The following is a 13,021-nucleotide window of genomic DNA, read 5'->3' on the forward strand; positions in this document are numbered from 1 at the left end:
AACAAACTTGGGCCTGCTTTTGTCGAAGTGGGGCGCCTGATTGAACAGGCGCGTCCGCCACTTTTTTCAGATGTGCCAGCGCTTTGAACCCAACCAGCGCGACGAGAAAGTGAGGCGCTGCTGACACAAGTGCCCTGTGCCCAAGATTTCATCATCTTGACCCTGGCCAAATCGACATTGACCTGGCCGAGCTTGCGGTGGCCAAACCGCCAAAAGTCTCGACGACGTTGAGAGAGATACAGCCGCAGGTAGCGCGCCCCATGCACTTTTTTCACCCGGCAGGTTCCATTCAAGGGAAATTGGATTTTTACCTGCCATTCTTGGCTTCTATAAATTCGCCATTTTCAAAAATAAAAAGTCTGTCTGCGTATTGCAACGTACTTGGCCGATGGGCGATTGCAATCCTTATGGTCGATAAGGCACTCAGCGACTCGACGATGCTTTGCTCTGTAGTCTCATCAAGATGACTCGTGGCTTCATCGAGAAGCAGAACGGAAGGTGCTTTGTAAAGCGCTCTTGCAATCAAAATACGTTGCTTTTGCCCGCCTGAAATGCCGGCCCCCATATCGCCAATATAAGTATGGTAGCCCATGGGCATCATGCAGATATCGTCATGAATCCCCGCTGATCTTGCACACGACTCGATCTTGTGCTGCTCGACAGCCTCGTCCATAAACGAAATGTTTTCTGCCAGCGTTCCACTGAAAAGCATTTCGTCTTGCATAACGGTAGCAATAGAGTTGCGATAGCGTGGAAGGTCTTGAGCTACCAGCACTCGTCCATTGATCAGCAGTTCCCCTTCGGTCGGAAAATACAAGCCTGCAATAATTTTTAGCAATGTTGTTTTCCCCGCCCCAGAACGGCCAGAAAAAGCTACAAACTCTCCTGCTGAAAAAACAAAGTTCACATTACGAAAAACCCACGCCTGGCTGCCCGCCTCGCCGTAGAAAAACCCAAGATTTCTTGCCTCGATCGAATCGACAATTCCGTTTAGTCCGCTTGCGCCCCTTGGATGATCTAGATATTCTGGCGCGCTGAGTGAAATGTCAGCAAGTCGCTCGGCATGCACACTTAACATTTTCAAATCAAAGAAATAATCTATCAGTTTCGAAGCGCGGCCTGTAAAAATCGCCTTATAAGAAAAATATGCGAAGAGCATGCCAATTGAAAGCGAGTTGCCATCTTTTCCGGCTTGCATGACTTCGTTGGCACCAAGCCAAAATACAAATATTCCCTCCAAGCCAAAAATAAGCGTTCTTGAAGAAGAGAACGTTGCTGATAACTTCGCTGTTTTGATGTCCCTGTTTTGAACATCAATAACAAGATTCTGCCATTGACGTTCTCGATCACCTTGCTTGCCAAAAATTTTGATTGAGAGAACATTGCGCAAGCTCTCCATGAAATGCGCACTTTCTCTAGCCGACAGAACCAGTTTTTCTGTTGCCGCAAGCTTCAATGGAGAAAAGAATATCGATCTGATCGAAGCGTATAGAAAAACCGCGACGAGCGTAGGAACGATCATTGGCGAAGAATATACAAACATCATTGCCAGGGTTGCCAAAGCCATCACGCCGTCGAGAATCGCTTCTACAGCAGAGTTGGTCATGAAGCTTTGAATGGCACCAAGCGAACCAAACTTGGAAATTACGTCCGCTACGTGCCGTCGTTCAAAAAAAGAAACCGGTAACTTCAGTGTATGACTGAATAATTTCCGGGACCACACCAGTGCGAGTGATTGGGAAATTACAAGTAAAGTCCAAGAGCGAAAAATTCCAATCAGAATTTGGACGCCCAAAAGAAGCGAAAAACCCACGCTTAGAATTGATAATAGATCGTAGTCGCCTGAGGAGACCGCTTGATCAATAACCAATTGTTGAAACAACGGAGCGGCCAGGACAAATATTTCCAGCGTCAGTGAAAGCGAAAATATTTTAATAAGCGTGCGCTTGAGCCCGAATATTTTCCCTGTAATACTTGACAGCGCTAATTTTGGGGAAATCGATTGAGGCTGAAAAAGAGGCCCAGGAATCAGTTCCAATGCAATGCCGGTAAAATGCAAAGCAGCCTCTTTAATGCTAATTCTCCTTTCGCCTATTGCTGGATCGAAAATCGTTGCTTTGCCTCGTCGAACAGATTTAAGAACAACAAAGTGCTTGAAATCCCAGTGCAGAATACAAGGCAGCTTGAGAAGGCTCAGGCTTTCCATATCGACTCGAAGAGACCGTGTGACGAAATTGAGTTGCTCCGCGACATCAATCAACTGGTTGAGGGTGCTACCTCGTGAGGAAACAGGAAACGACAACCGCAGCGTGCGCAGATCAACGACAAGCCCATAACGCGAACTTATCATGGCGAGACAGGCGAGGCCGCACTCGGCAGCCTGCTCTTGCAAAATCACTTTCATTTTTTATTTGTGACGTCAGGGATACCGGTGTTCAAAATGTCTGCTCCGATCAAACTGGAGATATAAAAATCCAGATCGCGGCCACCAATACCGAGCATGCCGCAAATCTTGACAGCCCGAATTCCTGGGTTATCTCTGACAATTTTTAAAACATTGTCTGCATCCTTGTCTATTCCGACGATGTTCCCATTGACGATTGCGGTGTCATCGTCTATTTTGAAATAGGTTGAATTCAGGTAAAGCGGTGGGTCCTGAAATTGCTTTTCGCTCTGATTTGATAAATAGCTCAAATCGAAAGGCGAGCTGGACCTTCGCTGCTTTTGAATGGAAAGCAAATATTCGCCCTGAACAGTGGGGTCGGCAATCAAATCAGACAATATCTCGCCAACTTCCCTCAACTTGCCGTTGTTTTGGAAGGTTTTTCGGGCGCAAATATGGGCAGGGAGTTTTACTTCACACACCCAACTCGCAAAGTCAATTGCTTTTTGCGAATGAACCCCAATTGAAATGTGGAAGCTGGTGTCAGTCAGGGGTTGCGCTTCATGCCACCAGCCTCTTGGAAGATAGAAAATATCCCCTTTTTCGAGAATAAAATCCATGAGCGGTGTTGCTGGACAACGGTCCTTTTGCATGTGGCTCGATTGAAAATTCAGCGGTAAGGGGTATGTAGGCTCGAATACCTGCCATCGCTTGCGGCCAATCAATTGAACAGCGAAAACGTCATGGGTGTCCCAGTGAGCGCCAAATGAACCCTCTCCTCCCATGCAAAGGTAGCCATTGGCGACAACAGGCGACTGGTCGAGTAACGCACTGACTTCCCCACAATGCGCGGCGATTGCTGGGGAGAGTTGATGGATTTTGTCGAGAGAAACAGTCGCTCCTTGATTGAGCAAATCCCTTAATTTTCCAGACTCAAAACGACATTCTGAAGCTGTATCTGGATCGCCTCTTGATTGTGCGTAATATGACCAGTGAAGTGGTCCGTTCAGAAATACGTTCACTCGCGGCGGCTTGGCATTAATCGAATGAAGTATCGATTCCAAATCGTGGATCGAAAACGAAGAGCCCAGCGCCGCGCCCTTTAATAATAGCGGTTGCTTCTCAAAATAATCTGACAGGAATTCCTGTCGATTGCATTGCGTCGATAATGGCCTCATTAGTTGCTCTCGTCTAAAAAATATTTAGGAATCGCTGCCTCTATCCCAAATTGCAATATTTCTATGACGTTTTTTCTTTTGTGTCCGGCCTTGTTTATCTGATATATCCTGACCGAATTGGCATTGAGTTCCGGTACGACAGCTCCAATGAATGTGATACGGGGGCTTTTGCCGATCAATCTGGCTGCATTTTCAGCGGAGATTTCCACCATCCCGGTGTTTGAGAAATCGTCCGTGGATACAAGTGGAACGTACCTTTTCATGTAGGTATTGGGAGAGATGTGCGCGGCCCCTATCGATTGGCCGAGAGTACCCGCCATGTACATGGCGAGCGCACCTGAAAATATTAGCTTTTTCAAGGCTATTTAATGATGGGTGAAGCTGTTACTCATCGCCATCCAGGCCCCAGCGGCTGACATCAGAGCTAGGCCCGGCAAACATCTTAAAACAGCCAATGCCTTTTCCATTTACCGTAATATTGACGATGCTTTCCCCCATCACGGTTACAACAGTCTTAACTGTTTTGCCGCTGGCAGACCTTACGATTCCTGTCATTGTTCCAGCAGCATCATCGACCTCAGCTTGATAAATATTTCCTCCAACGACAAACTTAACACCGCTTGAGGTTTGAACGATATCCTGAAGGGTTATCTCGCCGGCGCTGATGGGATCAAATCCGCCACCCACAAAAAACTCTTCCGCCCGCGATAGAGGCCGAGAATTCGGGATCGAGGAAAAGGTGTTGACGGTCCTGTTTCGAATACTGATAAACATATGATTAGATATTTGTATTAATTGACCGTATTTCGAGATTTTTTATAGGCTCCAATGAGCGGCTCGAAAGCCCATTCCAATATTGATCGGCGCTCTTTCATAACGTCGGCGTCGACCAACATGCCAGGCACAATATTTAATTCATTAGTGCCGTGGCTCAGTTCTCCCTCCTTTAAAATTGCTTTTACCCTATAGAGCGGCTCGTTGCTCTGCAATGAAGTCAAGCTTGGAAGTAGGCCAATTGGCAACTCTTGTTGATTAATTGGTGCGCTGCTTATGGATTCAATGGTTCCCTCCAACATTCCATACTTTTGATATGGATAAGCGCTTACCCGGACCCATATTTTTTGCCCTTTTTCAACAAATCCAATATTTTTTGATGCGGCATACAGGTCAATGCCAATTTTGTTTTTATTGTTCTTGCCCAACGTCTGAACGGTAGCTATCGATTGGCCTCCCTGGACATTGCTGCCAGAACGTACGTGAAGTGCTGCCAAGCTACCCTTCACGGGAGAAGTAATGATCATGTGAGCACGATCATTCAAGAGCCCCTCCTGATCCAACGCCGACAATTCTCTTTCAAGCTTATTCAACGCGTTTTTCAGCAGCATTTCGCCGTTTTTAATTTCGAAAGCTACCTCGTTGAACTCTGCAATGGAATTTGTCAGGTTTCGGTTTGCTGCGATCACCTTGCTTTGTATGGTGAGAAATTCTTCTTCTTTCTCGTGTGCTTGAATTTTGGAGAAGAAGCCTTTTTGTTCCAGATCGCGGTACCAGCCTATACGAATGGAAGCATGCTGTTCAATTCGATTTGATTTAGCAAGGTCGAGTTTGGAGTCGTCGATATTCCTTTCGATTCCTCGGCGCTTGGCGTGTAGAACTGTTGCTCGATGCTGCGCAATTTCTCTCGTGACAATTCTTTCATCATTTATCGCCTCCCGGCGGCGATCAATAGCCTTTGCCATCAGAAGAGAAAAATCTCCTTTCGCGGTGCGACGGTCGCTTGTTATTCGAAACAAGGGTTGATCGGCTTCCAAGGCCTCGCCCTCTTTTGCCAGAATTTCGACGATGGTGCCGGATTCCTGGGGCGCGACTGCTACTACGCCCTCGTTAAAAATTACCAAGCCTGGCAAGCGCGCCTTTTTTTGAAACGTTGCGAAGTATGCGAAAAGACCAAAAGAAATTAAGATCGCGATTGCGAAAATTGCAATGACGTCTAAAGAGGCGTGTCGCGCGAGGTGAATGTTCCCTAGATATCTGCCTTGGCTATTGGTGCTGGCTTGTTTTCTGAATAACAGGCTGATCTCATCTTGCTCTTCATTTTTGTCTCGATTCATTTTCCAGATGGCGTCAAGCCGTTTGAGATGGTCGAGCCGAGAGCATAGTTGCTGGTTTGAAAAAATAATGTTAACCTTCTTTGACAATCGCTCTTTTTTCCGATGCAATTGATATCAACGTTTTTCTATTAGATAGAAATAACAAAGATCTTCGGCGATGCGAACTTAAAGCCGGAATATTCGAGCGTTGCGGAAGGTGCACGTACTGCGTGCGCAGCGCGGGTTAACGCTCAATACTGCTTCGGGAGACGGCCACGCCACAGTGTTGCGACAGGCGCGACGCGCAACAGCGGTTTTGTCCGGGTGACGTAAAACACTTAGCGCTGGTCCAATTCGCGAAGAGGACGCCTTTGCAGACTCAAAGGATCCCGATTCCGAATTTCCGAACCGCGATTTCGTTTTTTGCGACTTGAATATGTCGCTGCAATTGGTTCTTGTGGGCGCGAGAATTGACCCGTGCAACTGAACTCGAGTTTCAAGGCCGCGCAATTTCCTGAAAATGGCTCGAGGTGCAGTGCAGGGTCGGCACGACCTTCACCGCCGAAGCCTCGCGTCTTTTTGCGTGCCCTTGACGACATCGTCTCAAAGGTCGCTGGCGATCTTGCTTCACAGAGTGCAACGCCGATAAGCGGCACACGGCCAGACTCGCCGATGGCCAGGCGCTCGCAAAAAAGCCATACAAGGCTCGATACAGGACTGCAAGCAGCGCTGTGAGCGACTCTTGCAGAACAACGAGTTCAGGCGCTTCCTCGGAGACAAGGTGTTCTCGTCGTCGGACTTGACCGTCCCCGGGATGCCCGTTTGTTTTGGGAAGCCTGAGGTCATTCGCACCAGATACCGCTCTGGTATCGGACTGGTTACTGCACCCATCGCCTGCTAACTTTCCCCCGTCTGCGCCCTGCCTCAGCCCGCGTACCGCTTCTCCAACGCATCCATCTCCGGCTTGCGCACCAGCCGCTGCCGCTCCGCGAACGGCACGACCAGCGCGGGGTCTTCGTCGATGCGCCTGGTCTCGCGCAGCACGGTCAGCGCCTTCTGCATGCCCGCGACCGCGCCCTGCAGTGCCGCGTTGGCGTACAGCACGATGCCGTAGCCCAGGCCGGCCAGTTCCTCGGCGCCGAAGATCGGCGTCTTGCCGCCGATCACCATGTTCATCAGCTGGGGCTTGGCCAGGCGCTGCGGCAGCGCGCGAATTTCTTCGGCCGTGGTCACGGCTTCCACGAACAGGATGTCGGCGCCAGCCTCGCTGAAGCGCTGCGCGCGTTCGATGGCGGCCTCGAAGCCCAGCGTGGCGGCCGCGTCGGTGCGCGCCATGATGAGCAGGTCGGGGTCGGTGCGGGCATCGACGGCGGCCTTGATCTTGTTCACGGCCTCCTCGGTGGAGATCACGTCCTTGCCCGCGAAGTGGCCGCAGCGTTTGGGCGCGACCTGGTCCTCGAACTGAATGCAGTCGGCGCCCGCGCGCTCCAGCACGCGCACGGTGTGGCGCACGTTCAGCGCGTTACCGAAGCCGGTGTCGGCGTCGACTATCAACGGCAGGCCCACCGCGTCGCGGATGCGCGCGGTGTGGTCGGCAATTTCGTGCAGGCCCATGAAGCCCTGGTCGGGCAGACCGAACCACATGTTGGTGACGCCCGCGCCGGTGACGTAGATGGCGTCGAAGCCCAGGTCTTCGATCACGCGCGCGGACAGGGCATTGAAGGCGCCCGGCACCAGCACGCCGCGGCGTGCCTCGGCCAGGGCGCGGAGTGTCTTTCGAGTGGACATGGCGGGTTCCTGTGAACTGATCCGTGGAGTGGATCTGTGATGGGATGTGTGAAGTGATCTGTGAGTGAATTTGGGGAACGAAGGGCGGCAAGTGGTCAGGCCGCGTCGCCGGGCACGCGCACCCAGCCTTCCATCAGCACGCGCGCGCTGCGGCTCATGACGGCCTTGGTCACTTGCCATTGGCCGTCGATGTGCTCGGCCTGCGCGCCGACGCGCAAGGTGCCCGACGGGTGGCCGAAGCGCACCGCCGCGCGTTCACCGCCGCCGGCCGCCAGGTTCACCAGCGTGCCCGGAATGGCCGCGGCGGTGCCGATGGCCACGGCCGCCGCGCCCATCATGGCGTGGTGCAGCTTGCCCATCGACAGCGCGCGCACGAGCAGGTCGATGTCGCTTGCATCAACTTGCTTGCCGCTGGACGCGGTGTAGTTTGCGGGCGGGGCCACGAACGCCACCTTGGGCGTGTGCTGGCGCCCGGCCGCTTCGCCGATGTGTGCGATGAGGCTCATGCGCAGCGCGCCATGCGCGCGGATGGCCTCGAACTTCGCGAGCGCGGCGGGGTCGCTGTTGATGGCGTCCTGCAGCTCGGTGCCGGTGCAGCCAACGGCCTGGGCGTTCACGAAGATGGTGGGAATGCCCGCGTTGATCAGCGTCGCCTGCAGCGTGCCGACGCCCGGCACGTCGAGCGTATCGACGAGGTGACCGGTCGGGAACATCGCACCTCTCGCACCTTCCGTGCCCTCTTCCTCTGCCGCGGGGTCCATGAATTCGAGCAGCACTTCTGCGGCCGGAAACGTCACGCCGTCGAGCTCGAAGTTGCCGGTCTCCTGCACCGCGCCGTTTGTCATGGGCACGTGCGCGACGATGGTCTTGCCGATGTTGGCCTGCCAGATGCGCACCACCGCCATGCCGTCGCGCGGCACGCGTACCGCATCGATCAGCCCGTTGCCGATGGCGAAGGGGCCGACGGCGGCCGACAGGTTGCCGCAGTTGCCGCTCCAGTCGACGAAGGGCTGGTCGATCGACACCTGGCCGAACAGGTAGTCCACGTCGTGGCCGGGCCGCTCGCTCTTCGAAAGAATGACGGCCTTGCTGGTGCTCGACGTGGCCGCGCCCATGCCGTCGATCTGCTTGCCGTAGGGGTCGGGGCTGCCGATGACGCGCAGCAGCAGCGCGTCGCGTGCCTTGCCCGGCACCTGTGCGGCAGCGGGCAGATCGTGCAGGCGAAAGAACACGCCCTTGCTGGTGCCGCCGCGCATGTAGGTGGCGGGAATCTTGAGTTGCGGTGCGTAGGCCATGGTGATGCGATTTTCGTTTCAGGCGGGCACGGTTGCGGCCGATGCCACGGCCGTGGTCGACGCCAGGAAGTCTTGCGCAAAGCGCTGCAGCACGCCGCCCGCTTCGTAGATCGACACTTCCTCTGCCGTGTCGAGCCGGCAGGTCATGGGCACGTCGAGCCGCTCGCCGTTGCGCCTGTGAATGACCAGCATCAGGTCGCCACGCGGCCTGCGCTCGCCGCTCACGTCGTAGGTCTCGGTGCCGTCCAGCGCCAGCGTGAGGCGGTTCACGCCCGGCTTGAACTCCAGCGGCAGCACGCCCATGCCGACCAGGTTGGTGCGGTGGATGCGCTCGAAGCCCTCGGCCGCAATGGCCTGCACGCCAGCCAGGCGCACGCCCTTGGCGGCCCAGTCGCGCGACGACCCCTGGCCGTAGTCGGCACCCGCCACGATGATCAGCGGCTGCTTGCCCGCCATGTAGGTCTCTATGGCCTCCCACATGCGCATGACGCGGCCTTCGGGCTCCACGCGCGCCAGCGAGCCGGCGCGCACCGTGCCGTCCGCGTTGCGCACCATCTCGTTTTTCAGCGTGGGGTTGGCGAAGGTGGCGCGCTGCGCGGTGAGGTGGTCGCCGCGGTGCGTGGCGTAGGAGTTGAAGTCTTCCTCGGGCAGGCCCATGCGGTGCAGGTACTCGCCGGCGGCGCTGTCCAGCATGATCGCGTTGGACGGCGACAGGTGGTCGGTGGTGATGTTGTCGGGCAGCAAGGCCAGCGGTCGCATGCCCTTCAGCGTGCGCTCGCCGGCCAGCGCGCCTTCCCAATAAGGCGGGCGGCGAATGTAGGTCGATGCGGCGCGCCAGTCGTACAGCGGCGCCACCTTCTCGCCGGTGTCGGGCTGTATCGCGAACATGGGTTCGTACACCTGGCGAAAGTGCGCGGGCTTCACGCTGGCTTTCACGATGGCGTCGATCTCCTCGTCGTTCGGCCAGATGTCTTTCAGGCGAATCTCCTTGCCGTCGAACACGGTGAGCACGTCGCGCTCGATGTCGAAGCGCACCGTGCCTGCAATGGCGTAGGCCACCACCAGCGGCGGCGACGCCAGAAACGCCTGCTTCGCATACGGATGGATGCGCCCGTCGAAGTTGCGGTTGCCAGACAGCACCGCGGTCGCGTACAGGTCGCGCTCCACTATCTCCTGCTGAATGGCAGGGTCCAGCGCGCCCGACATGCCGTTGCACGAAGTGCAGGCATAGCCCACCACGCCAAAGCCGAGCTGCTCCAGCTCGCGCATCAGCCCGGCCTCTTCCAGATACAGCGTCACGGCCTTCGAGCCCGGCGCCAGCGACGACTTGACCCACGGCTTGCGCACAAGGCCCACGCGGTTGGCGTTGCGCGCGAGCAGGCCCGCGGCAATCACGTTGCGCGGGTTGCTGGTGTTGGTGCAGCTGGTGATGGCCGCAATGATCACCGCGCCGTCGGGCATGAGGCCCGGCTCTTTGTGCCACGGTGCGGCAATGCCGCGCGCCGTCAGGTCCGCGGTGGCCACGCGCGCGTGCGGGTTCGACGGGCCGGCCATGTTGCGCACCACGCTCGACAGGTCGAACGGCAGCACACGGTCGTACACCGCATCGGTGAGCGCGTCGGCCCACAGGCCGGTGTGCCTGGCGTAGGTTTCCACAAGCCGCACCTGTTCGTCGTCGCGGCCGGTCAGGCGCAGGTAGTCGATGGTCTGCGAATCGATGGCGAACATGGCGGCAGTGGCGCCGTATTCGGGCGCCATGTTGGAGATGGTCGCGCGGTCGCCCAGCGTGAGGCTGGCCGCGCCTTCGCCGTGAAACTCCAGGTACGCGCCCACCACTTTCTGCTGGCGCAAAAACTCGGTCAGCGCCAGTACCACGTCGGTGGCGGTAATGCCCGGCTGCGGCCGGCCCGCGAGCTTCACGCCCACGATGACCGGCAGGCGCATCCACGAGGCACGGCCCAGCATCACGTTCTCCGCCTCCAGCCCGCCCACGCCAATGGCAACCACGCCCAGCGCGTCGACATGCGGCGTGTGGCTGTCGGTGCCCACCAGCGTGTCGGGGTAGGCCACGCCGTCTTTGGCATGCACCACGGGGGACATTCGCTCCAGGTTGATCTGATGCATGATCCCGTTCCCCGGCGGAATCACCTCCATGTTCTTGAAGGCGCGCTTGGTCCATTCGATGAAGTGAAAGCGGTCGACATTGCGCCGGTCTTCGATGGCGCGGTTCTTCTCGAAGGCATTGGGGTCGAAGCCGCCGCACTCCACCGCCAGCGAGTGGTCGACGATGAGCTGCACCGGCACCACCGGGTTCACTTGCGCGGGGTCGCCACCCTGTTCGGCAATGGCGTCGCGCAGGCCGGCCAGGTCGACCAGCGCGGTCTGGCCCAGGATGTCGTGGCACACCACGCGCGCGGGAAACCATGGAAAGTCATGCTCGCGCCGGCGCTCCACGATCTGCGTGAGGCTCTGCACCAGCAGGGCCGGGTCGCAGCGGCGCACCAGGTTCTCTGCATGCACGCGCGAGGTGTAGGGCAGGGTGGCCCAGGCGCCCGCGCGAAGGGCCTCCACGGCCTCGCGTGCGTCGAAGTAGTCCAGCGCTGTGCCGGGGAGGTTCTTGCGGTGTTCGGTATTCATGGGGCAACGCTGTGCGCGCGCACGCGGGGTGCGCGCACTTTTTTCTTTTACTTCCGATCCTGGATGGGCGCGAACTTCAGGTCTTCCGGCCCGGTGTAGTTGGCGCTGGGCCGAATGATCTTGTTGTCGATGCGCTGCTCGATGATGTGCGCCGCCCAGCCGCTGGTGCGCGCAATGACGAACAGCGGCGTGAACATGGCCGTGGGCACGCCCATCATGTGGTAACTCACGGCGCTGAACCAGTCCAGGTTGGGGAACATCTTCTTGGCGTCCCACATCACGCGCTCCAGCCGCTCGGCAATGTCGAACATCTTGGTGGAGCCGGCCTCTTCGGACAGCGACTTGGCCACGCCCTTGATGACCACGTTGCGCGGGTCGCTCACGGTGTACACCGGGTGTCCGAAGCCGATGACGACCTCCTTGGCCTCCACGCGGCGGCGGATGTCGGCCTCGGCCTCGTCGGGCGAGTCGTAGCGCTTCTGGATCTCGAAGGCCACCTCGTTCGCGCCGCCATGCTTGGGCCCGCGCAGCGCGCCAATGGCGCCGGTGATGGCCGAGTGCATGTCGGAGCCGGTGCCCGCCACCACGCGCGCGGTGAAAGTGGAGGCATTGAACTCGTGCTCGGCGTAGAGGTTGAGCGAGGTGTGCATGGCGCGCTCCCACTGCGCGCCGGGCTTGCGGCCATGCAGCAGGTGCAGAAAGTGCGCGCCGATGGAGTCGTCGTCGGTCTCCACCTCGATGCGCTTGCCCTGGGTGGACCAGTGGTACCAGTACAGCAGCATCGAGCCGAGCGAAGCCATCAGCCGGTCGGCGATGTCGCGTGCGCCGGGCAGGTTGTGGTCGTCCTTCTCGGGCAGCATGCAGCCCAGGGAGGAAACGCCGGTGCGCATCACGTCCATCGGGTGCGCGCTGGCGGGCAGTTGCTCCAGCGCTTCCTTCAGGCTTGCGGGCAGGCCGCGCAGCGACTTGAGTTTGGCCTTGTAGGCGCGCAGCTCGGCCGCCGTGGGCAGCTTGCCGTGCACCAGCAGGTGGGCTATTTCTTCGAACTCGCAGACCTCGGCAATGTCCAGGATGTCGTAGCCGCGGTAGTGCAGGTCGTTGCCGGTGCGGCCCACCGTGCACAGCGCGGTGTTGCCGGCGGTCACGCCGGACAGGGCGACGGATTTCTTGGGCTTGAAGCCGGTGGCGGGCGGGGAGTGCGGGGAGGGCGGGGTGGCGATGTCGTTCATGCTGTTTCCTTTTCTTTCTCGTTGTTCAGGCCGGCGCGGGGCATGCGCGCGGGCCGGCCGTTCTTGTCGACCGCCACCATCTCGAATTGCGACTGGAGCACCGCCTGCGGTGCGTGCCCCAGTTGTTCGGCCGTGCCGCTCACGCAGACCGTGAGCGAGGTGCGGCCCACGCGGTGGATGGTTGCGCGCAGCCGCAGCACGCTGCCCACCGGCACGGGCGCGAGGAACTGCGCGTCCGCGCAGCGGGCCATCACCACGTCGGACTGCGCGAACGCCCGCGCGGCCAAAAAGGCCGCCTTGGACATCAACAGCAGCGCGTTGCCGCCGAACAGCGTGCCGTAGTGGTTGGCGTGCTCGGGGAACACGATGTCCGTGAGTTCGAGTGCCGTGTGGGAGTGCGTCATGCTTCGCAATTTACGCA

The 13,021-nt window shown here is 57.7% G+C and carries 9 protein-coding genes; all 9 read right to left on the bottom strand.

Going from position 1 to position 13,021, the window contains the following annotated elements:
• Positions 1 to 307 precede the first annotated feature (307 nt).
• Positions 308 to 2,404, bottom strand: coding sequence for a peptidase domain-containing ABC transporter (locus VLK31_RS16070; protein WP_409169411.1), 2,097 nt, complete (start codon positions 2,402 to 2,404; stop codon positions 308 to 310).
• Positions 2,401 to 3,561, bottom strand: coding sequence for a cupin domain-containing protein (locus VLK31_RS16075; protein WP_409169412.1), 1,161 nt, complete (start codon positions 3,559 to 3,561; stop codon positions 2,401 to 2,403). Before VLK31_RS16075 ends, VLK31_RS16070 begins: the two co-directional genes overlap by 4 nt.
• Positions 3,562 to 3,945: 384 nt before the next feature.
• Entirely contained in the window at positions 3,946 to 4,335 is a 390-nt protein-coding gene (locus tag VLK31_RS16080) for a hypothetical protein (protein WP_409169413.1), read from the bottom strand.
• Between the two features lie 17 nt (positions 4,336 to 4,352).
• A complete protein-coding gene (locus VLK31_RS16085; protein ID WP_409169414.1) occupies positions 4,353 to 5,672 on the bottom strand; it encodes an HlyD family efflux transporter periplasmic adaptor subunit in 1,320 nt (439 codons plus the stop codon).
• Between the two features lie 903 nt (positions 5,673 to 6,575).
• Positions 6,576 to 7,439 (bottom strand): oxaloacetate decarboxylase, encoded by an 864-nt coding sequence (locus VLK31_RS16090; protein WP_409169415.1) that lies wholly within the window; start codon positions 7,437 to 7,439, stop codon positions 6,576 to 6,578.
• A gap of 95 nt (positions 7,440 to 7,534) precedes the next feature.
• Positions 7,535 to 8,734, bottom strand: a complete 1,200-nt coding sequence (gene prpF / locus VLK31_RS16095) for a 2-methylaconitate cis-trans isomerase PrpF (RefSeq protein ID WP_409169416.1) — start codon at positions 8,732 to 8,734, stop codon at positions 7,535 to 7,537.
• 18 nt (positions 8,735 to 8,752) lie between these two features.
• Positions 8,753 to 11,371: a Fe/S-dependent 2-methylisocitrate dehydratase AcnD gene (acnD, locus tag VLK31_RS16100; RefSeq protein WP_409169417.1), complete on the bottom strand. Its 2,619-nt coding sequence runs from the start codon at positions 11,369 to 11,371 to the stop codon at positions 8,753 to 8,755.
• Positions 11,372 to 11,418: 47 nt separating this feature from the next.
• A complete protein-coding gene (gene prpC / locus VLK31_RS16105; RefSeq protein WP_409169418.1) occupies positions 11,419 to 12,600 on the bottom strand; it encodes a 2-methylcitrate synthase in 1,182 nt (393 codons plus the stop codon).
• Positions 12,597 to 13,004 (bottom strand): acyl-CoA thioesterase, encoded by a 408-nt coding sequence (locus tag VLK31_RS16110; protein WP_409169419.1) that lies wholly within the window; start codon positions 13,002 to 13,004, stop codon positions 12,597 to 12,599. The genes prpC and VLK31_RS16110 overlap by 4 nt, the downstream gene beginning before the upstream one ends.
• Between the last annotated feature and the right edge of the window lie 17 nt (positions 13,005 to 13,021).

The organism is Variovorax sp. H27-G14, from assembly GCF_046156345.1.
Lineage (GTDB): Bacteria > Pseudomonadota > Gammaproteobacteria > Burkholderiales > Burkholderiaceae_C > Variovorax.